At 40.7% G+C, this 21,570-nt stretch carries 21 protein-coding genes and 1 riboswitch; of the genes, 7 read left to right on the top strand and 14 right to left on the bottom strand.

What is annotated here, in order from left to right; genetic code table 11:
* Nucleotides 1-19 precede the first annotated feature (19 nt).
* The 6 genes from BV214_RS12190 to BV214_RS12165 form a co-directional block, all read right to left on the bottom strand.
* A complete protein-coding gene (locus BV214_RS12190) occupies nucleotides 20-565 on the bottom strand; it encodes an acyl-CoA thioesterase (protein WP_086477811.1) in 546 nt (181 codons plus the stop codon).
* Between the two features lie 72 nt (nucleotides 566-637).
* Complete coding sequence (locus BV214_RS12185; protein ID WP_086477787.1) at nucleotides 638-988, bottom strand: 6-phosphogluconate dehydrogenase; 351 nt, start codon at nucleotides 986-988, stop codon at nucleotides 638-640.
* A gap of 11 nt (nucleotides 989-999) precedes the next feature.
* Nucleotides 1,000-2,397, bottom strand: coding sequence for a DNA recombination protein RmuC (gene rmuC / locus BV214_RS12180; RefSeq protein ID WP_086477786.1), 1,398 nt, complete (start codon nucleotides 2,395-2,397; stop codon nucleotides 1,000-1,002).
* Between the two features lie 192 nt (nucleotides 2,398-2,589).
* Nucleotides 2,590-3,303, bottom strand: a complete 714-nt coding sequence (locus BV214_RS12175; protein WP_394334939.1) for an ABC transporter ATP-binding protein — start codon at nucleotides 3,301-3,303, stop codon at nucleotides 2,590-2,592.
* A gap of 181 nt (nucleotides 3,304-3,484) precedes the next feature.
* On the bottom strand, nucleotides 3,485-4,516 hold the full coding sequence (locus tag BV214_RS12170; protein ID WP_086477784.1) for a FecCD family ABC transporter permease: 1,032 nt from the start codon (nucleotides 4,514-4,516) through the stop codon (nucleotides 3,485-3,487).
* Nucleotides 4,517-5,662 carry an ABC transporter substrate-binding protein gene (locus BV214_RS12165; RefSeq protein WP_086477783.1) on the bottom strand — a complete coding sequence of 382 codons (1,146 nt, stop codon included), beginning with the start codon at nucleotides 5,660-5,662 and terminating at the stop codon, nucleotides 4,517-4,519.
* Between the two features lie 359 nt (nucleotides 5,663-6,021).
* Nucleotides 6,022-6,238, top strand: a riboswitch (cobalamin riboswitch).
* Nucleotides 6,239-6,311: 73 nt separating this feature from the next.
* Between BV214_RS12165 and BV214_RS12160 the strand changes: the two genes are divergently transcribed.
* Complete coding sequence (locus BV214_RS12160; RefSeq protein ID WP_086477782.1) at nucleotides 6,312-8,171, top strand: TonB-dependent receptor plug domain-containing protein; 1,860 nt, start codon at nucleotides 6,312-6,314, stop codon at nucleotides 8,169-8,171.
* 111 nt (nucleotides 8,172-8,282) lie between these two features.
* Here BV214_RS12160 and BV214_RS12155 read toward each other — a convergent pair whose 3' ends face one another.
* Together BV214_RS12155 and BV214_RS12150 are read right to left on the bottom strand one after the other, a co-directional pair.
* Nucleotides 8,283-9,761 (bottom strand): S41 family peptidase, encoded by a 1,479-nt coding sequence (locus tag BV214_RS12155; protein ID WP_086477781.1) that lies wholly within the window; start codon nucleotides 9,759-9,761, stop codon nucleotides 8,283-8,285.
* Nucleotides 9,762-9,840: 79 nt separating this feature from the next.
* Nucleotides 9,841-11,334, bottom strand: coding sequence for a S41 family peptidase (locus BV214_RS12150; RefSeq protein ID WP_086477780.1), 1,494 nt, complete (start codon nucleotides 11,332-11,334; stop codon nucleotides 9,841-9,843).
* Between the two features lie 230 nt (nucleotides 11,335-11,564).
* Here BV214_RS12150 and BV214_RS12145 point away from each other — a divergent pair, with 230 nt between their 5' ends.
* The 4 genes from BV214_RS12145 (at nucleotide 11,565) to BV214_RS12130 (ending at nucleotide 13,682) form a co-directional block, all read left to right on the top strand.
* The gene (locus tag BV214_RS12145) at nucleotides 11,565-12,074 is read left to right on the top strand and encodes an RNA polymerase sigma factor (protein ID WP_086477779.1); all 510 of its coding nucleotides are present in this window, start codon (nucleotides 11,565-11,567) and stop codon (nucleotides 12,072-12,074) included.
* Nucleotides 12,061-12,489, top strand: a complete 429-nt coding sequence (locus BV214_RS12140) for a hypothetical protein (protein WP_086477778.1) — start codon at nucleotides 12,061-12,063, stop codon at nucleotides 12,487-12,489. Before BV214_RS12145 ends, BV214_RS12140 begins: the two co-directional genes overlap by 14 nt.
* Nucleotides 12,490-12,500: 11 nt before the next feature.
* The gene (locus BV214_RS12135; protein ID WP_086477810.1) at nucleotides 12,501-13,046 is read left to right on the top strand and encodes a DUF4252 domain-containing protein; all 546 of its coding nucleotides are present in this window, start codon (nucleotides 12,501-12,503) and stop codon (nucleotides 13,044-13,046) included.
* Between the two features lie 93 nt (nucleotides 13,047-13,139).
* Complete coding sequence (locus BV214_RS12130) at nucleotides 13,140-13,682, top strand: DUF4252 domain-containing protein (protein ID WP_086477777.1); 543 nt, start codon at nucleotides 13,140-13,142, stop codon at nucleotides 13,680-13,682.
* A gap of 158 nt (nucleotides 13,683-13,840) precedes the next feature.
* Here BV214_RS12130 and purB read toward each other — a convergent pair whose 3' ends face one another.
* The 3 genes from purB to BV214_RS12115 all read right to left on the bottom strand — a co-directional run bounded on the left by purB (nucleotide 13,841) and on the right by BV214_RS12115 (nucleotide 16,585).
* Entirely contained in the window at nucleotides 13,841-15,184 is a 1,344-nt protein-coding gene (purB, locus tag BV214_RS12125; protein ID WP_086477776.1) for an adenylosuccinate lyase, read from the bottom strand.
* 103 nt (nucleotides 15,185-15,287) lie between these two features.
* Complete coding sequence (locus BV214_RS12120) at nucleotides 15,288-15,863, bottom strand: adenylosuccinate lyase (protein ID WP_176328509.1); 576 nt, start codon at nucleotides 15,861-15,863, stop codon at nucleotides 15,288-15,290.
* Between the two features lie 35 nt (nucleotides 15,864-15,898).
* Complete coding sequence (locus tag BV214_RS12115) at nucleotides 15,899-16,585, bottom strand: SIR2 family NAD-dependent protein deacylase (protein ID WP_086477774.1); 687 nt, start codon at nucleotides 16,583-16,585, stop codon at nucleotides 15,899-15,901.
* Between the two features lie 57 nt (nucleotides 16,586-16,642).
* Here BV214_RS12115 and BV214_RS12110 point away from each other — a divergent pair, with 57 nt between their 5' ends.
* Nucleotides 16,643-17,302, top strand: coding sequence for a TrmH family RNA methyltransferase (locus tag BV214_RS12110; RefSeq protein WP_086477773.1), 660 nt, complete (start codon nucleotides 16,643-16,645; stop codon nucleotides 17,300-17,302).
* Nucleotides 17,303-17,339: 37 nt separating this feature from the next.
* Complete coding sequence (locus BV214_RS12105; protein WP_086477772.1) at nucleotides 17,340-17,867, top strand: SRPBCC family protein; 528 nt, start codon at nucleotides 17,340-17,342, stop codon at nucleotides 17,865-17,867.
* A 258-nt stretch (nucleotides 17,868-18,125) separates the two neighbouring features.
* Here BV214_RS12105 and BV214_RS12100 read toward each other — a convergent pair whose 3' ends face one another.
* The 3 genes from BV214_RS12100 to BV214_RS12090 all read right to left on the bottom strand — a co-directional run bounded on the left by BV214_RS12100 (nucleotide 18,126) and on the right by BV214_RS12090 (nucleotide 21,570).
* The gene (locus BV214_RS12100) at nucleotides 18,126-18,905 is read right to left on the bottom strand and encodes a carboxypeptidase-like regulatory domain-containing protein (protein ID WP_086477771.1); all 780 of its coding nucleotides are present in this window, start codon (nucleotides 18,903-18,905) and stop codon (nucleotides 18,126-18,128) included.
* A gap of 77 nt (nucleotides 18,906-18,982) precedes the next feature.
* Entirely contained in the window at nucleotides 18,983-20,761 is a 1,779-nt protein-coding gene (locus BV214_RS12095; protein WP_086477770.1) for a DEAD/DEAH box helicase, read from the bottom strand.
* Between the two features lie 161 nt (nucleotides 20,762-20,922).
* Complete coding sequence (locus BV214_RS12090) at nucleotides 20,923-21,570, bottom strand: DUF4337 family protein (RefSeq protein ID WP_086477769.1); 648 nt, start codon at nucleotides 21,568-21,570, stop codon at nucleotides 20,923-20,925.

Genomic DNA, 21,570 nt, shown 5'->3' with positions numbered 1-21,570 from the left:
TTTATGCGGCAATATTGTTTTATTTCAATTTTAACTTCACGTTCTCCTGGTCTAGTTTCTTTAAATAGTCCTGCAGCTTAAACTGGGTTTCATCAAATTTGGTAGATCTGGACATGGCTTGTTTTTTGCGTACCAGACTTCGGGCAAAACGCCTTACTCCCTGTTCGTCTTCAATGATCAACCCTGGCACCGGTAAATTATTACCATCGGCATCCTTGGCTACCATAGTGAAATAGGAAGAGTTGCAATGCAGCTTTTTCCCAGTTCGTATATTTTCCGATTCTACCCGCACACCTACTACCATAGAGGTACGCCCGGTGTAATTGATAGAGGCTTTTAAGGTCACCAACTCGCCCACCTCAATAGGGCCTAAGAAGTCTACCTTATTTACCGAGGCGGTAACACAATAGCTGTTAGAGTGCTTGGAGGCGCAGGCAAAAGCAATTTGATCCATAAGATTAAGGATGTGTCCCCCATGTACCTTGCCCCCGAAATTGGAATGCGAGGGAAGCATTAATTGGGTTATGGATAGTTGTGAATGTTTGGCAGATTTAAATTTTTGCATGAAACTAGTAGTTAAGGTTACCCATACCATGCTATAGATTATAGGGGGTTTGGGTAGTATAAAATAATTTATTTAATGTGGAGAGGTTTCCTTGCTTACCTCAGTGATAAAATATTTGGTGTCTCCAAGCCAAAAAATGGTTTGGTAGCGCTCTATATAACTTAATCGTACATAGGAACCTTGGTACTCTTTTAGCTTTTCTATGGCATCCCGATCCGTAACCGAGAAGGTGAATATTTGTGCTCCGGAAATACCTTGACTGATTTCGCCTTCCCAGGTTTTGATGAGAACCCCCTTATGGCTAATTTTTATTAGCTCGCCAGAACGGATTCCCGTAGAGTAGGGAACGTAATAAATAAACAGGAAGTAGGCCGTGAACAGCACAATAATGGATAGAACGGTAAGGCCAAGTATTTTTTTCATCCTTTTAAATTTTAGTGTTCGCGCAGTGGGAGTACCCCATCTGTATTATCTAGTTCCCCTTCCTGTTCCAAGGCATTGTCTAATAAGGATTCGGGGATAGATTTTTTTGCCCTAGCCCCCATTTTTTTCAGTTTTTCAATACTGATCACTATATTTCCCCGTCCTTCCACCAATTTTTTCATGGCCCCCTGATACTCGGTTTTAGCCTCGTCCATTTTCTTGCCCACCTTGGTTAAATCGCCCACAAAGCCTTCAAATTTATCGTATAGGGCGCCGGCTTGCCTAGCTATTTCTATGGCATTGCGTTGTTGCTTTTCGTTGTTCCACATGGTGTCTATGGTGCGAAGCGTGGCCAAAAGGGTAGCAGGGGTCACAATAATGATATTCTTTTCAAAGGCTTTACTGTATAAGGAGTTGTCTTGATTGATAGCAAGCGCAAAGGCAGGCTCTATCGGAACAAACATCAAAACAAAATCTGGACTGTCCATTTCATAAAGGTCCTCGTATTTTTTAGCGGAAAGTTGATCTACGTGTCTTCGGAGCGATTGGATATGGTCTGCTAGGAATTTACTCTTTAATTCCTCCTCTGCATTCACATAGCGTTCGTAATCTGTTAGGGATACCTTAGAGTCTACAATCATTTTCTTGCCGTCTGGGAGATGGATAATGACATCTGGCAGAACCCTTGTACCATCTTCCCGAGTAAAACTTTGTTGTACGCTGTATTCCCGGTCTTTTTCAAGGCCAGATTTTTCCAGTACGCGTTCCAATACCAATTCTCCCCAATTTCCTTGCATTTTACTGTCGCCTTTTAGGGCTTTGGTTAGGTTGATGGCCTCCTGGGTAATTTTCAGGTTTTGGGTCTGTAAATTGGCCAACTGTTCCTTTAAGGCCGAGTGCATTCCTACGCTTTCTTTCTGGCTGTCCTCTACTTTTTTTTCGAATAGTTGGATCTTTTCCTGTAAGGGAGACAATATATTTTTGATGTTTTCCCGGTTCTGCTCAGTAAATTTACTGCTCTTTTCATCCAAGATCTTATTGGCCAGATTTTCAAATTCCTTGGTGAAAGTGGCTTGTAGTTTGGCTACTTCTTCCTTTTGCTCCCTGTTTTTTTGCTGCAGGTGTTCCATGTCGGCCTGATACCTGGTAAGCTGGTGCCCTAAGTGTTCCTTTTCTATTCGGAGTTGTTCTTTTTCGGTTTCCCAAGTATTTCGGAGCGCCTCTTTTTCCGCGTTCGCTTTTACCAATTGCTCTTCCAAATTGGCAATAGTAATGCCCAATTGTTGTTCTCGCTCCAATAGCGTACTTTGATCAGATTTGGTTTTAAGGCCTTGTATGTAGTTCCCTAATAAATAGCCAGCTCCCAAACATAGAAGGGCTACCAAAAGGGCAGCAAGCATTTCACTCATGGTTAGTTGATCTTTTAGGTAAAGATAATGGATTGGGTTTAGAATAGGGAGCGAATCAATTTAAAGATTTTCCCGACTCCCTAGGCGTTTTAATCTTACATCCTAAGGATGCGGATACTAGCTTATACCCGCTGGGGAACAAGATAAAAGTAAAAAATTTGCAGCGATAAAGGGATAGGCGAAAAGTCCTTACTACTTATTTACCCTAAAAGCCCCGGTTTTGCCATCAAAAGTTATAGTGTCCGATGGGAATAGGTTTTCAAAGTTCTTGTTTCGGATCAGGTCACAGGGTTCACCAAAGGCACTTTTTCCTTTTTCCAAAATAAGCATCTTATCGCATAGCTGAATCGCTATTTCAATTTCATGGGTGGTAAATAGGATGGTTTTTTGGGTTTTGTGAGCGATGTCTTGCAACAATTTTAAGATCTGGACTTTGTGGTACAGGTCTAAATGAGAGGTGGGTTCATCCATTAATATAACGGGGGTGTCTTGTGCCAATGCCCTGGCAATCATTACCTTTTGTAATTGTCCGTCACTAAGCTCATAGCACTTCTTATATTGCAGGGAGGTGAGCTCTACCAAATTAAGGGCGCTTTTTATTTTTGTCTTGTCCTGGTCACTCAAAGTTCCTATCCAGTTGGTGTAGGGTTGCCTCCCTAGACTCACCAACTCCATTACCGTTAGGTTTTTGGAGGCAATGGGCTCGGTCAGTACTACGCTTATTTCTGTTGCGAGGGCCAGACTGGTAAGTTTCTCCAAGGGCGTGCTATTCAATAAGATGTTCCCGGAGAGCTTGGGTTGTACTTTCCCCAAGGTCCTTAATAAGGTAGATTTACCTATTCCGTTCACTCCTATGATTGCTGCTAACTCCCCTTTGTTCAAGGAAAAGTTAATGTTTGTAGCCACCACATTTTCCCGTTTCCCAGAGGTATATCCAATCTTTAGATCCTTAATTGTTAGTGCGGTATTTCCCTCGTAGTTGCTGATGATATGTAATTTTAACGCTTAGCTAAATAATAGGTTTCAAAAATACTTTAAAGTAGGCACTTTATGGTGTTTTGCGCTACAAGAAACTCTCGCAGAGCCCTTAAAATACCATTTTTCGCTTCCTTACCAAGAGCCAAATTACTACTGGTGCCCCAATGATGGAGGTAATGGCGTTTATGGGAAGTACACTGGCAGAACTAGGCCATTGGGCAATGGTATCGCATATCAACATTAAAATGGCCCCGTAGACCATTACCGCTGGCAGCAATATTCTATGATCGGTGGTGTTAAAAATTTGTCGTGTTAAATGGGGTACGGCCAATCCAATAAATGCTATGGGACCGGCAAAGGCGGTAGCCCCACCAGCGAGTAGACCAGTGGCCAAAATTATAGCGTAGCGAGATCGCTTTATGTTTACGCCCATACTCCGTGCATAATGCTCTCCCAATAAGAGGGAGTTTAGGGGTTTTATGCATAGTATACTAATGACTAGGCCCACGGCGGTAATAATAGCAAGTAATAGTAATTGTTGCCATGAAAGATTACCAAGGCTCCCAAAGGACCAATAGATATATTGCTGTAATTTTTCTGCGGTGGTGAAGTAAGAGAGAACACTTACCAAAGCAGAGGTGAGACTGCCAAACATAAGTCCAATAATGAGCAATGCCATGGTATCTTTAACTCTAGAGGCTACTACCATGACGGCCAAAAGAACCACAAAACTCCCAATACTGGAGGCTAGGGCCAAGGAAATATCGTTTACCAATCCAAAAGAAAATAGTCCACTAAATAAAGAGGCGCCCATTATGAGGATGGCTGCACCCAAACTGGCGCCAGAACTTATACCCAGCACAAAGGGTCCGGCCAATGGGTTTCGGAACAAGGTTTGCATTAGCAAACCACTTAAGGCAAGGCCACTACCTACTAGGATAGCGGTCAGTGCTTTAGGTACTCTGTAGTCCCAAATTATATATGCCCAAGATTCCCGTTCCGTAACTTTTCCTAAAATGGCATTTACCACTTCCTTAAAGGGGATAGCGACAGACCCCAAACTGATGTTAACCAGAAAACAAGCCAGCAAGACCACTAATAACAGTAGAAAGTAGATTCGGTATGTTTTAGATTGTGGCACTTAATCCAAGGGTTTAAAGAATACGGATTGGTGTTCTGGAAGTAATTCTGGGTGAAAGATGTGAATTAGGTCTTTGAGGACCAAATCGGGCCTGTTGGGGGCCAATTCAAAATAGAGCATTCCTCCCGTTTCTCCTTTGGTATTGGCATAGGTGTATATTTTTTTGTTTTTATAGGCAGCGAATTGCGTATAGTGCCGGTTACTGTCTTCCATCTCTTGATAGCTTATAAACTGGGAGGGGGCTATCCAGTATTCCGCTGCTCGCCCTTTCTCCAGTACGCTCTCTAAACTTAAGGAGAGGCTGCCAGTTTCCTTGGTGTCTTTCCAAAGGTAGTTGGTATTGGCATCCTCCATAAATTTGGCGCCCCAGCTATTGCCACCAGGGAGGTACCATATATCTTTATACAGTGCGCCACTCAATACCGTTGGCTTTGATTTGGCCTGTTGTGCTAGCTTTTTTGTGTTATGGTAGTTATCGGCTATGGAGGCAAAGATGCTATCTGCCTTGGCCTCTTGTTGAAAGAAAGGGGCAAAGAACTTAATCCATTCTGCTTTTCCCAAGGGGGTTTCTTCGGTCCACTCGCCGTTGTATACTACTGGGATGCCGGCCCGCTGTACGGTTTCATAGGCCTTATTCTCATTATTTATACCAAAGCCTATTACTAGGTCTGGATTTAAGGCAATCACCATTTCCGTGCTTAATGCCTCGTTTTTCCCCAAATCTTTCACCTTACCAGCATCTATGTATTCCCGTGCTGTTTTAGAAGAAATATATCGTGTGTCAGGAAATCCTATTAGCTTGTCCAATTGCTCCAAGGCTTCTAAGGCCGGAATGTGGGTGGTAGAGGTAACTACAATATTTTCTACTGGAACAGGGACAATGGCGTGGTAGGCATCCTCGTCAATATGAATCGTTGCCAGGGAGTCTTTTGGAACCAGTGCATAGGTAAATGCCGCTTCCGAATTGGGCCAGGGAGAGGTTATTTTAATGACCGTTATTCCATTGGATTGCTTTTCCATGGTAAAGCCCTTTGCATGCGCTATGGGGATTGGCTTTGCAGATACCGCTTTGGGGTTGCCATCTTTTTTCTCCTGCTTACAGGAAAAAATAGCTAGTACGAATAGCAAGTAAATAACCTTCTTCAAAAGTCTAATTTTTTGATTTATGGGTTCAAAAGTAGTACTAAATTTTTTGACGACGAGCCTTATCCAACATTCGTTTATAATCTTTGGATGTAGATTACATAAACCCTAAAGATATTAAAAAGTGATAGGACTAAGCTAAAATAGCCGCTGGTTGTTGGATTTTTGTTCATTTTTGAAATAGGTGTTTTGGTACACTTAGGAGGAGATCTAATTATACCTTTCTACAATGCAAGGAGCTGTTTTTTTATAAGCTATCTCTAACATGGCCCTATCCGTGGAGAGCGTAATTTGCTGCGGCAATATTTCAGCTACACTTAAGAAACTCCCTTAACTAGGGAGTAAATAGTAAAAAATGTAGTAGTTTCGCGCCGAATTTCGGTTCCAGCTCTTCTTGTATCAAGAGGAATGGATTAAAAGGGAATTCGGTGAAAGTCCGAAGCTGTTCCCGCAACTGTAAGCTTGGTCCGTATTATGCGGATGGCTGTCATTTCTTCAGAATACCACTGCCTAAACTAGAGGCGGGAAGGTGCATGATAGTACGCAAGTCAGGAGACCTGCCAAATTCAAAAAAACAATGTTAAACTTTCGGGACAAAGGTTTGCGAATGAATACGGACATTCCACACTCCCATTTATTGAATTAAAGGAAAATGAACAAAAAATGTATTGGTATGCTTGCCGCAATAGTGGCTTGCACAAATGTAGTTGCACAAGAAAAAGAAGCGGATATCCAGCATCTGGACGAAGTGGTAGTGAGCGACTCCCGTTTTGAACTTAAAAGGGAGAACTCCGGGAAAACTGTGGTTAAGATTACCGCAGAAGAAATAAAAAGAAGTCAGGGTAAAACAGTTGCCGAAATTATTAATTCTAAAAGCGGTTTTGCCATAGCAGGTAGCAATGGGAGGGAAGGTACGGTTTTAGGTGTTTATGCCCGTGGGGGTAGAGGTAGACAGGTATTGGTATTGGTAGACGGAGTACGAGTATCGGACCCATCGTCTGTAAATCAGGAATATGATTTAAGAATGCTTTCTACGGCCAATATAGAATCTATAGAAATCATTAAAGGAGCAGCGAGTACCCTTTACGGTACCAATGCGGCTACTGCAGTGATAAATATCACGACTAAAAAGTCATCAGAAAATAAAATAGCCGGAAATTTTCAATCCAGCGTTGGTACCAATCAAACCGCAAAGGATCAAAATTATAATATAGGTGATTTTGCCAACAGTGCCGCTATAAACGGTACCTTGGATAAGTTTAGCTATAATGTTGGATTCTCCAATCGCTATTCCGAAGGCTTATCTGCATTGGTCACTCCCGAGAATGAGGAAGATATTTTTTCTAGCTATAGTACGAATGTGAAATTGGGATATGCATTTTCAGACAGATTTAATGTAGGAGTTTTTGGGAATCATACCAAGACCAGGGGAGAGTATGATGAGGCCTTTGGTATGTTCGATGCTCCCTACGAATATATAAGTGAGCAGAAAAGAGCAGGATTATCGGCAGAATATAAGTACAATAACGGATCCTTGGTGCTTAACTCGGGCTACAGTGAGTACGATTCAGATATTAAGGATGGCTTTCCCACGATCTATAACGGCAAGAATACGGTAGTAGATTTGTATAATAAATACAGTTTTAACGATAAGCTCTATACCATCTTAGGTCTTAATTATATCCATGATGAGACCAAATATGCGGCGGTTCAGGATTTTGATATTATAGATCCCTACCTTAACCTGGTTTATGTATCCAGTTTTGGGCTTAACCTAAACACAGGGGTACGTGCCAATAATCATTCCGAGTATGGGTCGCACTTTGTTTATAATGTAAACCCATCCTTTACTTTTCATAATGCCAATGGTTATGTGAAGCTAATGGGGTCTTATGCTACCTCTTATATCACCCCTAGTTTAAACCAATTATTCGGAAATTTTGGGGCCAATCCAGAGTTGGAGCCAGAGGAGAATAGGACTATTGAAGGTGGATTTGAATATGCCGTTGACAAAGACCTTAGATTCAGCGCGCTTTATTTTAATAGAAAAGAAAAGAACTTCGTTTATTATGGCAGTACTGGTTATTTAAATGCTGAAAATACCATCGATGCCAAAGGAGTAGAGTTAGAGCTTAGTTGGACTCCCATGACTCAATTAAATCTTGGCGCTAACTATACCTTTACGGAAAGAGAAGGCGATAATGCCATCAGACTTCCTAAACAAAAAGCGAATGCATATGTAGGTTACGATTTTTCTCAGCGTACCCATGCTAACGTTAGTTACGCCTTAACTGGAACACGTACCGATACCGATTTTGGATCCTTCCCCTTTACAGATGTGGAATTGGAGACCTATGGGTTATTGGATTTTTACATTTCGCACCAAGTAATAGAAAATAAACTCACCTTTTTCCTGAATGCAAGTAATCTTCTAAATGAGGAGTATACGGAGCTATTAGGATTTACAACCAAAGGAAGAAATTTAAGAGTAGGACTTACTATCAACTTATAGTCTTCCGGAAGGTAAGAGGAGGTAGGTATTATTTATTATACCCAATTACCATACTTAGGCATAAGAAAAAAGGGCCCGATATACAGAAATATCGGGCCCTTCATCTTTCAATTAATATTGTGGTAGTGGCAGGTGTTCTATCTTATCCAAATACATATGGTCTTTAAGGGGGCTAAATAGTTTGGAGTTAGATACCTCTTCTACTGGTGAAACTACGGTGAAATCCCTTTTAGCAGTAGCACCCGTTATTTCTTGGATAGCCCTGGCAAATAAGGGTTCATTGGGGTCTCCCAGCTCCCCCATATCAGAAACATCTTCGCTCAGTTCAATAGTTGGGGCTAATCCGTCTGTATAATCAGAGAATCCATCCGCATTCTCATTGCGCCCCATAAGAGGCTGCATGGCCCATGAGTTGTTAGGGTTAATCTTATCTTCCCTACTGCCACTGTAAATATAATCGTTATCCCTATCGTCTACCATGGTTATGGAAAACTCATTCTTCCCCCTAGTTTTTTCTCCTATATGTATTACATCTATATAAGGGGCAAGTCCGTTCATAACCAGTTCACTGGCACTGGCAGAGCTTCCAGTAGCTAGTATGTATACTTTGCTGAGGTTTAAGGTGTTAATAGGAGTCCCTTTATCGGTTTTAGCAGCAAAATAATCTTCCAACTGTTCCTTACTGAAAGTGGATTGCAATTTATCGTTCCATCGCTGTCTAATATAGAGCTCGTTGGTATGGGTGCCGTAGATCATGCTGGCTAACAGTCTAGAGCTATTTACCGATCCCCCGGGGTTGTAGCGAAGGTCTACCACCAGCTCCGTAGCTCCCTCCATCTTAAACGTTTCAAATGCGTTGTTTAGCTCCTCGTTATATCCCCTGGTAAAACCGTTGTACATAAGGTAGGCAATTTTGGTACCGCTTACTTCCACAGTTTTGGCAACTAAGATGGGGTTTTCTTCCAGGCCTTCCTCTTTGGTGAGCATTACTTCCTTGCCATTCTCTGTAAGTACTTTGTCATTAATATCGGCCATTCCCAGGGTATAGGTATCCTTATTTCCAAACAGCAGCTCCCTGTAATTTGCATCCGTGAGTTTTATGCCATCTACCCTAGTAAATATTTCTCCTCGGGAAATAGGTTTGGAGGCGGCATTGGAGTTGGGAATGATGTAGCGCACATATCCAAAAAGATCCGTACTTCCTTGGAAACGTGCCAATCCAAATTCCATCCCGTTGCTTTTGGTAATTCCCTGCAATGAGTTTACCAATACTCGGTAATCATCTCCTGTAAAACTAAATCGGTCTACTGCATTTTCAACACCTACTACATTCCGATGCTTATAGCAGGTTTTGTAGAAAAACTCGGCAGGATCCCTGTATTCCTCTAAATAGTCAATGTACTTCTCATTGGAGCTAAACCTAGTATCTCCTAGATTGGGGGCATCGGCTTGCCAAAAATACCATTGGTTTAATCCCTGCCACATAAAGTGCTGTACTTCCACATCCTTGGGGTAGATAAAGGCATGGTCATCTAAGTCGGTACAAGAAAGTATTAGGGGTAGTATTAGCAGCGCTAAAAATTTTTTCATAGTAAAGAATTGAATGTGATGTAATTTCTCAAAGTTCAATTTAAATAAAAAAACTGTTAGCACTACCTTTAATTTTATGCTATTGTTTGATTAATGGTAAAGGATTTTTTATATCCATATACATATTGTCCTTAGTCTTGGTAAACATTTTGGAGCTGGTAACCAGTTGAACCGGTAATTGTACGGTGAAATCCATTTTAGCGGATATTCCTGTAATTTCCGAAATAGCTTTTTTCAATAGAGGCTCTTCCAAGTCTCCCAAAACGCCTAAGTTAGACAGGTCTTCCCTTAAATCGATGTCTGGCGCAAGTCCTGCAGTATAGTCCGAAAATCCGGCTGAATTTTCATTTCTACCGATAAGAGGCTGAATTGCCCACGAATTTTCAGGATTTATTTGATTTTCTCTAGTGGGGTCGTAAACGTTGCCATTTTCTAGGTCATCAACAAAGGTGACGGAAAATTCATTTTTTCCGGTGGTGGTAGTTCCAATATGGACTACATCGATATAAGGATCCAAGCCATTAATCACCAACTCACTGGCAGAGGCTGTACTTCCGGTAGCTAGGACATAAACCTTGTTAAGACCTAGGGTGTTGAGGGGGCTATTCATAGAGGTCTTATCGGCAAAATAGGTAGTTAGGCTAGACTCTTCAAATTCCGACTGCAATTTCTGGTTGTATCTAGCTTTAAGAAATACCTTGTCTGTATAGGGGCCATAGATCATACTAGATAAAAGTACCGAGGAGTTTACGGAGCCCCCTGGGTTATACCTTAGATCCAAAACTAAATTTGTTACCCCGGCAGTTTTAAAGGTGCCAAAAGCATCATTTAAATCCTCATCAAACTCATTGGTGAAACTATTGTACATTAAATAGCCTATTTTTTGGCCATTCACTTCCAAGACTTTGGCGATGTGAACGGGGTTTTCCGTTAAGTCTGCTTCTTTGGTAAGAGTAACTTCCCGCCCAGTATTGGTAATAACGTTGTTAGAGATTTCTGCCATATCTAAGGTATAGGTGTCATTCTCCCCAAAAAGCAATTCCACATAATTATTCAAGTTTAGGGGAGTGCCATTTACGCCTGTAAAAAAATCCCCTCGCTTAATATCTTTTCCTGCAGCGTTAGAATTGGGGACTACGTATCGCACATAGCCAAAAACATCGTCACTATCGGCAAATAAACTAAGTCCAAATTCCAGACCATTACTTTTGGATACGCCCGAAAAGGCTTTGGTAAGTTCTTTATAGTCCTCGGAGAAAAAACTAAAGCGATCCTCTGAAAAAAGTAATTTTTCATCAAAGAATTTCCCTGGATCCTGTTCAGATTTAAGAAATTCCAGGTATGCGGCTTCTGTCTTAAATCGGTCGTCCCCTAGGTTGGGAACATCGCTCTGCCAAAAATAATAGAGGTTCATGGTCTGCCACATAAAGTTTTGAACCGTTACATCTACAGTGTCTTTGGCTTCTGTATCTATTATGGGATCTTCTTGAACAGGTACTACTTCATCATCTTTTGAACATTGGATAAAAAGTAAGCTTATTCCGAGTACTACTACGCTTAGATATTTTTTCATGGTAAAGATTAAAATTCTACTAAATTCATGTAAACAAAAATCATTCCATTAAAAAAAATACCTGGATTGGGAATAATTTTATATATCTACGGAAAAAAGACAGATTTGGTTTATCAAGAGCGTAAATTACGAACATTGGTTTTATTTAAAAATAAAATGTAACAAAAGTCGATGTATGTCGTCTTCCCATTGTAAGCCTAATCGTGAGGATTACAAAACAACCTAACCTAATGCAGCAAACTGAATTTTTAAATGTGGTGCTTCCTTTTAAGGATAAGCTATTTAGGCTTGCCAAACGAATATTGGTATCTAGGGAGGAAGCGGAAGATGCCACACAAGAAATTTTATTGAAGCTATGGACTAAAAATAAGACCATGGGCAATTACACCAATGTGGAGGCCTATGCTATGACGATGACAAAGAATTTTTGTTTGGACCGTTTAAAGTCTAAACAAGCTGGAAACTTAAAACTGGTACATAGCAATTACGAGGACAATAGGACGTCTCTGCAAGAGGAGGTAGAGGTTAGCGACAGTCTTAGCTGGGTAGAAAAAATTATGGAGGAATTACCCGAACAGCAGAAATTAGTGCTTCAATTGCGGGATGTGGAACAATATGAGTTCGACGAAATTGCCCTCTTATTGGATATGAAGCCTACCGCAATTAGGGTGGCTTTGTCCAGGGCAAGGAAAACAGTTAGGGAGAAATTGGTACAAAAACACAATTATGGAATTGGATAGAATAGAAAAGTTATTGGAGAGATATTTTGAGGCTACCACTACGGTGGCCGAAGAAGAAACCCTACGGGATTTCTTTGCAAGTGGGAACATTCCCGTGCATCTAAAACCATATGCACCTATGTTCCAGTATTTTTCCGAAGCCAAAGAAGAGCGGTACACCAAGCAGGTCCCATTAAAACCTAGAAAAAAGTATTTGGAATGGGCTTCCGTAGCGGCGGTCGTAGTTTTAATCTTTGGTATATATTTTGGTAATGCGTACAGTAAGCAGCAAGAACAGCGAAAAGCTGAGTACGCGTATCAGCAAACCAAAAAGGCGCTTAGTTTGGTGGCTGCCAACTTTGAAAGAGGTACAGAAAAGGTGGCTTACTTAAAGGAATTTGAGGCAACAAAAGAAAAGATTTATAACGAAAAATAAAAATGATAAAAATGAGAAAGCATATTATAATCGCATTATTGGCAGTACTTCCATTAGTAGGTCATTCCCAATCCATATTTGATAAATACGAGGATGTGGACAAGGTAAGTGCCGTAGTGGTAAACGAAAGTATGTTTAGGCTGCTTAGTAAGATCAATGTGGAGGTAGATGACCAAGAGGCACAGGATTTTATGGATATAGCCCAAAACTTAAAGAATTTAAGGGTGTTCATTACCGAGGACAAGACGGTCTCTGCCGATATGGAAGCCACTATGAAGAAGTATCTAAAGTCTGCATCGCTACAAGAATTGATGCGGGTAAAGGACAAGGATGCCAACGTAAGGTTTTATATAAAAAGCGGAAGGGATGAAGACCATGTTAGCGAACTCCTGATGTTTGTGACCGGTATAAAAAATGTGGACATGGAGATCAATGATAGGAAGATAGAAACGGTATTGCTGTCGCTTACCGGGGATATAGACCTAAACAAGATTGGCTCGCTCACCAAAAAAATGAACCTGCCCAATGAGCTGAACAAAGCTGGGAAAAACAGATAAAAGAAAAAGTACAGGGTAGGAGACCATCTCGTTATGGTTATCCCTATCCTGTGCCTAGTATGGATTCATAGAATTTAACTTAAAAAGACAAAAATGAAAAAGGTTTTAACAAGGGGAAGTGCCCTACTTTTAATGGTATTCCTAGCCTGTGCTACTTCCCAAAGCCTTCAGGAGTACTACGTAGATAATGCTGAAAACCCCAATTTCATGGCGATAGATCTTCCTGTAAGTCTACTAAATTTGGACAAGGCCAATTTAACTGAAGAGCAACAAGCGGCCGTAGCCTCCTTGCGAAAACTTAATATTCTGGCCTTTAAAAAGTCGGCCGCCAATGATGCCGAGTTTCAAAAGGAGCGGGCCCATGTACGGGAAATTTTAAAAAATGGCAAGTTCACAGAACTAATGAAGATGAATACCAGCTATGGAAAAGCTACGGTCAACTATTTAGGTGAAGATGATGCCATAGATGAGGTGGTTATTTATGGTGACAGTAAAGATAAGGGATTTGTGTTGGTGCGTGTATTGGGGAAAAATATGAATCCGGCAATGATGATCCAGTTTATTCAAGCTTTAGAGAAATCGGACTACCAGGGAGAAGGACTGGAACAAGTGGGTAAATTTTTAAAAGGCGTTTAAAAAAAACTTGGGAGCAACTAAAAGAAAAACCCTGCTTTGGTATTTTCCTAAGCAGGGTTTTTTAGTTGCTATTAAAACCGTTGTTTTACAGTGCAGCGAAATGATTAAGCTAAATCAGAATCACGCATTCTGCAAGTGTAAATGGTTTGTTCTGTTGTCTAGATACCGGTATAATTTTGGGGAGTGATTTGTTTTAGCTCCTCTTTTATGGTATCGTTCACCTCCAAGGTGTCTATGAAATTTGCAATAGATTCTTGGGTGATTTTTTCATTGGTCCTGGTAAGTCCTTTTAGGGCTTCGTACGGATCTGGATACGCTTCACGCCTAAGGATGGTCTGTATGGCCTCTGCAACAACCGCCCAGTTATTCTCCAAGTCCTTATCAAACTGTTCTGCGTTTAGGAGTAGTTTGTTCATTCCTTTTAGCGTTGCTTGGAAAGCAATAAGGGTGTGTCCAAAAGGTACGCCTACATTTCTCAAAACGGTGCTGTCCGTAAGGTCTCGCTGCAGTCTGGATATAGGTAATTTTGCCGATAAATGCTCAAAAATAGCATTGGCGATCCCCAAATTCCCTTCAGAGTTCTCAAAGTCGATCGGATTTACCTTGTGTGGCATAGCCGATGATCCTACTTCCCCAGCTTTTATTTTTTGCTTAAAATAATCCATGGAAACGTAGGTCCAGAAATCCCTATCTAAATCAATGATAATGGTGTTGATGCGTTTTAGGCAATCGAACAAGCCTGCCATATGGTCGTAATGCTCAATTTGTGTAGTGGGAAAGGAATGGTGTAATCCCAGTTTTTCCTGTACAAATTGTTGTCCAAAGGCTTTCCAATCAATGGAGGGGTACGCAACTTTGTGCGCATTAAAGTTTCCTGTGGCACCCCCAAATTTGGCTGCATGGGGTAGCTCTTCCAATAAACGAAACTGTTCTTTTAATCGAACTGCAAAAACATCCATTTCCTTGCCTAAACGGGTAGGGGATGCAGGCTGTCCGTGAGTCCTTGCTAACATGGGGACTGCTTCCCATTCCTTGGCCAATTCCTCTATTTTGTTCAAAACCTCCAAATAATGGGGAATATAAACCTGATCCATCGCTTCCTTAATGGAGAGAGGAATGGCGGTATTATTAATATCCTGAGAGGTGAGTCCAAAATGGATAAACTCTTTATAGGACTGAAGGCCTAGGGCGTCAAATTTCTTCTTAATAAAATACTCAACAGCTTTTACATCGTGGTTGGTAACCTTTTCTATTTCTTTAATGTCGGTAGCATCTTCAGTAGTAAAGTTGCTGTAAATTTCCCGCAGTGCCGTGAACTTGGAAGTGTCAAAGTCCGACAATTGCGGCAAAGGAATTTCGCAAAGCGCGATAAAATATTCAATTTCAACCAGAACCCTATACTTTATAAGAGCTTCTTCCGAAAAATAGGGTGCCAAGGATGCAGTCCTGCTGCGATATCTGCCATCTATAGGCGAAATGGCGTTTAAATTATTTAATGACATTTTATAAGAAATTGGATGTTTTTATGAAAAGCGCAAAGATAGCTATAAGTTAAAGAGTATAAAAGCGTTCATTTAATAATGTTGAGGTTTGGAACAAAGGATATTACTGGGAATCTGCTACCGGGATCTTAGCCAATATTTTTCTTGCCCTTGCTTTATATGCGGCACTCCCTTGAGCATAGTTTTGTTCCAATACCAATCTTAATTCTGGCCATATCCATGGGTGTTTTTGGCCCAATAATAGGAGGCAGCTCATTGCATACGCTTTAGTAGCAACTTTATGTTCCGCTATTAACCAATCAAAACAGTTAGTGGTTATTTGCGAAAGATGTGCTTCCGTTAAAGCTTTCCGGGTGTCGGGGTCTTTTGCTATAAAATATGACTCAGTGAGGTATTCACAAATTTTTGCGATGGGCCTTAAGGCCGACTCATGGTATACCGCAGGGCAATTGTTTATAAACCTGTCCATATAAGGGAGTAGCAGGTCTAAGCGTTGTTTAGCAACATATTCCATCACCCAACTGGCCTTGCAGGAGAGCGGATGGTTTACCTGAAAAGCGATCTCCATAAGGGCTTCCATATTTGTGGGATGATTAATAAGGGTGGTGGCCATTTCCATTCTTTTTCGTTTGGAATGATCTACCCTCTCTAATGCTATGCGTAATTCTTGAACCTCCACAATATGCTTGTTTTTATCCTAGGTGCGTTATAGCGCTACTTGTTTAACAGTTGTTCCTTAAGCAATTCCATGCCTTTGGTAGCGCTATGGGGCAATATGGTAAGGTTGTTAAAGTCTGCTTCCCTGATATTGGGTTTGGGGTCTATAAAGTAGATAGGAATGTTATTGGGTGCGTAGTGCACTAGGCTAGCTGCTGGGTATACCTGCATGGAAGTGCCAATAATCACCAATTTATCTGCTTGTGCCGTGATGTCTGCAGCCTGCTCTAACATAGGAACAGCTTCGCCAAACCATACTATATGGGGGCGTAACTGAGTGCCAGCCGGACAAAGGTCGCCCAAATTTAAATCGGTTTCCCAATCTATGATATGCGCTGGATTTTGGCTACTTCTTGCCTTTAGTAGTTCTCCGTGTAAATGTATCACTTGTGAGCTCCCAGCCCGTTCATGTAGGTCGTCTACATTTTGGGTGATGATCTGTACGTAGTAGGACGACTCTAATTTTGCCAAGGAAAGATGCGCTTTATTGGGGCTTACTTCTAGTAACTGTCTCCTACGCTGGTTATAAAAGTTGAGCACCAACTCAGGATTTCTTGCAAACCCTTGAGGTGTGGCAACCTCCATTACATCATGACCTTCCCATAACCCGTCTTCATCCCTGAAAGTTTTGATGCCGCTTTCTGCACTGATGCCGGCGCCTGATAAAACAACTATATTTTTCATGTAAAACAATCTATATTTGTAAAATTAAGTTTTTTCTGTAACATCAATAAGTAGGGTATGAGCGACAGCCAATTGCTAGCGTATTTAGAGGGGTTTATTACACCAAAGAGGAAACAGCGATTTTTGGATATATTGGAAGAACGTACCAAGTACCTTACAGTTGCTGCAGAGGATGTGTACCAGATGCACAATATGAGTGCTGTTATCAGAAGTTGTGACATTTTTGGGGTTCAGGAAGCCCACCTCATTGAAAGTAAGTTTGGGAAAAGACTGGACAAAAGTATTTCTATGGGCGCGCAGCAATGGGTAGATGCCAAAAGATACAATAATACTACAGACTGTATTACTGCTCTTAAACAGCAGGGCTATCGTATTGTAGCCACTACCCCCCATGAGAATGGGGTGTTGTTGCCCGACTTTGAGTTTGAAGGGAAAACGGCCTTGTTTTTTGGCACCGAACGAGACGGGCTAAGTGAAGAGGTTATGGAAAGTGCAGATGCCTACCTTACCATACCCATGGTTGGCTTTACCGAAAGTCTCAATATTTCTGTGTCTGCAGCCATTATAATGCACCAACTTACCACGCTTTTAAAGAAATCCGATATAAAATGGCAGCTTACCGAGGAGGAAAAGTTAGAGAAACGGCTAGATTGGACGAAGAAGTCGGTTCGAAGCATAGAGGACGTTCTAAAACGCTATTACGAAACCAATCGTTAAAATTGGTATATTTGATAGAACCATTAAACCATTATTCATGTCAATATTTATTTATATCGTATTGGGAATCATTGTGTTGATTGCCATTTTAGCCATTCTAGCTCCAAAAACCTATGACGTATCCAGGTCTATTTTAATCAATAAACCCAAAAAGGAAGTTTTTGAATATATAAAATACCTTAAAAAGCAACAAGAATGGTCGCCTTGGGAAAGAAGAGATCCCAATATGGAAAAAAAGTTTACTGGTACAGATGGAGAAGTAGGTGCTGTGAGCTACTGGAATGGGAATAAAGAAGTAGGGGAAGGGGAGCAAGAAATTACAAGGATAGTAGAAGGTGAGCGAGTAGAAGGCGAGCTTCGGTTCTTAAAGCCCTTTAAATCTACATCTGCTTCTTACATTGCCGTTGCTGATAAAAGTGCAGACCAGACAGAGGTTGTTTGGGGTTTTAAAGGAAATAATAAATTCCCCATGTCTATTATGATGCTTTTTATGAGTATGGATAAAATGATTGGAAAAGATTTTGAAGAAGGTCTGAGAAACTTGAAGGAAGTAATGGAAAAATAACTTCCAGAATCAATCAGTTTAAAAACTGGATTAAATGAAGGCTAAGGGCGGGTAAAAACCTGCCTTTTTTATAGGGGTCTAGCTGTTTTAGCTTTGCTAATTAGCGGTAGTAGAGCGCTATAGAGGCTGTCTAATATTTCAGGTGGCGATAAGCTCCTATGGGAAAACCACTAAATTGGGTTTAGTGCTACAGCAGTAAGGGGGAAACAATGCGTATAGCCTCCGTTAAAGTTAAGATACCGTTGTTTGTGGCAACTCTTATCGCTTTCTATTTAGCACCTTAAACTCCTCATAACAACTGCTGATGGCGTCTAAAATTTGAAGATCATTGGCAGTAGTGATAAAGGATTGTGAATAGTTGCAATTGCTGAGAATATCATCGATATCCACCTTTTCTAACTGAAGTAACTCGGTGAGGGTTTCTCTATCGAATTTGGAAGCCAAGAGATCCCTAATTCTATCGTCTTCCTTCATCTGGCGTAATTTTCGCATCTGATTGGGTTTTTTCCCAAATAGATTCCGCAAGAGATCTGCAGGGTTTAGTATGGCGCCCAATACTTTGGTAACCGCACTTGGATTTTTACTTCCTGCCTCGTATCCTACCGATAATCCAGAAATACTATACTGAAATGCGGTGTTTAACGGTAAGTTTTTAACGTCTATTTCCAAATAGCCGGTAAGGGAGTAAGGTCTTACTATTACTTCTTCTAAGGCGTAGGCTAGCTCCGTGAGTGAAATTTCAGTATTCTTAAACCTGAACATATCATTGGTAACCCGAACTTTTTGTGATTTAAAACCTAAAAAGGTGAAAAACAGGGTGTCATTTACCTGGGCGGGGATTTGAAACTCACCTTGTTCGTTGGTGATGGTTCCCACAACCTGATTTAGGTTTACCACGTGGACACTTTCCATTGGTTGGTCCGTTTGGGCATTGATGACTACCGCTCTTAGCTTTTTTAGATCATCGTTAGTATCAGTTTCCTGCGAGTAACTAAAAGATACAAAAAGGGTTAGAAGGATAAGTAAAAAGGTTCTCATTTAAAATAGTCCAAAATTAGTTTTGGTAAACTAACTAAAAAAATACGCCGAAGCGTATTTTTTTAGTATACAATTAACTAATAGAAGTCACTTTTTTTCTGAGTCCTGCGTCTTCCAGAGTTGCTAGAAGTGTTTCCTTTGCCGGGGCCTCGGTCATTTCTTCTTCTTTTACTGCGGTCGTTAGAGCGGAAATCCCGCTTACCGCCTCCGCCACTTCTACCGCCACTGCGTCTTCTTCCGCCATCACCACCTGGGTTTTTGGAAACTTCCACATTAACAAATCGGCCATCTACCTTAAAGTCCGTAAAGGTTTTTAAGATTTCTTCCGTAGCTGCGGCATCTGTGTTAAAGAAAGAAAAACTATCTTTTACATCTACCTTAAAAATATCATCCTGGCCTAAATTAACGGTATCTCTTATAAAGTCTTTTAGAGACATCCAGTCGTAGCCATCTTTTTCCCCAACATTTATAAAGTATCTTACATTTCCATTACTAGGCGCTCCGTTACTGCTCTCACCTCTATCGCGGGTAGAAGTAACATTTAGATCCTTGGATTTGTTGTAGTAGTTAAAGAAACGTGTAAACTCTACGGAGACAATTTTTTTGATTAATTCTTCGCGATCTATGCCTTCCAGTACATCATTAATAGCTGGTAGGTAGTTGTCTACGTCCTTGTTTATTTTGGTGTCCTTTATTTTGTTGGCCAAATGGTAAAGCTGAATTTCACAGATTTCCATGCCCGTAGGAATGTTTTTAGCGACGAAGGATTGCTTTATCTTATTTTCTATAGCCTTTATCTTACGGATTTCGCTCCTGGTAACAATTACCATGGAAACTCCGTTTTTCCCTGCTCTTCCTGTACGTCCACTTCGGTGGGTATAGGTTTCTATTTCATCGGGAAGCTGATAGTTAATAACGTGGGTAATATCATCCACATCAATTCCTCTTGCTGCAACATCAGTTGCAACCAACATTTGTATTTGTCTCTTACGGAACGAGTTCATCACCAAGTCTCTTTGGTTCTGACTTAGGTCTCCGTGAAGAGCACCTGCATTGTAACCATCTTCGATTAGTTTCTCGGCTACTTTTTGGGTGTCCCTTTTGGTTCTACAGAAAATAACGGAAAAGATATCTGGATTGGTATCTGCCAATCTTTTTAATGCGGGGTAGCGGTCTCTACCACCTACCACATAATACTCGTGCTGTACGTTATTGGTACCAGAGTTTTTAGTGCCCACTGTAATTTCTTGTGGACTGTGCATAAATTTCTTAGCAATAATGGAAACCTCTTTGGGCATGGTTGCAGAAAACAACCAAGTTGATTTCTCTTTTGGGGTATTGGATAAGATATCCTTAATATCCTCAAAAAAGCCCATGTTTAGCATTTCATCGGCCTCATCTAGTACACAATAGTCAATTTTGGAAATGTCTACCAACCCTCTGTTGATCATATCCTTCATTCTACCTGGGGTAGCAACTATTATCTGAGCGCCTCTCTTTATTTGTCGGGCCTGATCCGTAATACTTGCTCCTCCGTAAACGGCAACTACATTTAATCCTTTTTCGTACTTGGAATAATGTACCATTTCATTGGTAATCTGTAAACATAGTTCACGGGTAGGGGAGAGAATCAACCCTTGGGTTGTTCTGCTAGTGCGGTCTATTTTTTGAATTAGTGGAAAACCAAATGCGGCGGTCTTTCCCGTCCCGGTTTGGGCTAGGGCAACCAAGTCGGTTTCATTTTCCAATAAGATTGGGATTGCTTTTTCTTGTACTTCGGACGGACTCTCAAATCCAAGATCCGAAATAGCATTTAATAGGGACTGATCTAGCCCTAATGCTTCAAATTTTGTCATAATATGTTATTAAATAATCGCAAATATGTATGTTGATCGGAGCGATTATTTTCTATAACCTATTAAGACTCACTACAACACATGCTATACCAGCGGCGTTAATTGAAGCGGCAAAGGTAATACTTAATTTTTAAAAACTATTATTTTATTCCTATTCATTTTTAAACTTCCCATAATATCTGCATAAGACCGTAACTGGCAGATAGGATGCCAATCAACCCAAAAAACAAGGATAGGACTATAAAATTGGTCCGTAAACTTTCATTATCCCTTATAATAACGCAGACTACACATAACACGATGGATATTTGGAAAAGTAGTTTTCCCATACTCATTTTTTGAGAGGCTCCATCATAGAGAAGGGTTTTTTCGCCCCATTCCTTTACACCTATTATTTTCCCCATTTTCCCGTCTAGATCCTGTGCCCAATACTTGGTTGGAATGTTAGCGGAACCTAGTAAAAGTTCGGTTTTTTCTGCATCGTATTTTATGACCATGGACTTGGTATGGGCTATAACGTTTTTAAAGTTCTGTTGTTCCTCTTTAGGAATGAGTCCTGCTTGCAAAAGCGCCTGTAATAGGTCTAGTTGGTTTTCCTTTAAGTTCTGTTTAATGCTTTTTGCCTGATACCAGTTAGAGTAATTTACCTCTTGGTTTTGAGAGATGAGCATTTGCTCACGTAGGTTATTGCTTATGAGCTCTGTGATGGCTAATAAGATGGCAAAAACAATAATTAATATGCCTCCAACCGTCTCTTTTCTTTTAAATATTCTATGATTTTTAATCTTAGCAATTGGTGTGGTACTCAT

The organism is Arenibacter amylolyticus, from assembly GCF_002150785.1.
Classification (GTDB): domain Bacteria; phylum Bacteroidota; class Bacteroidia; order Flavobacteriales; family Flavobacteriaceae; genus Arenibacter; species Arenibacter amylolyticus.
This window is presented reverse-complemented; position numbering and strand designations above follow the sequence as displayed.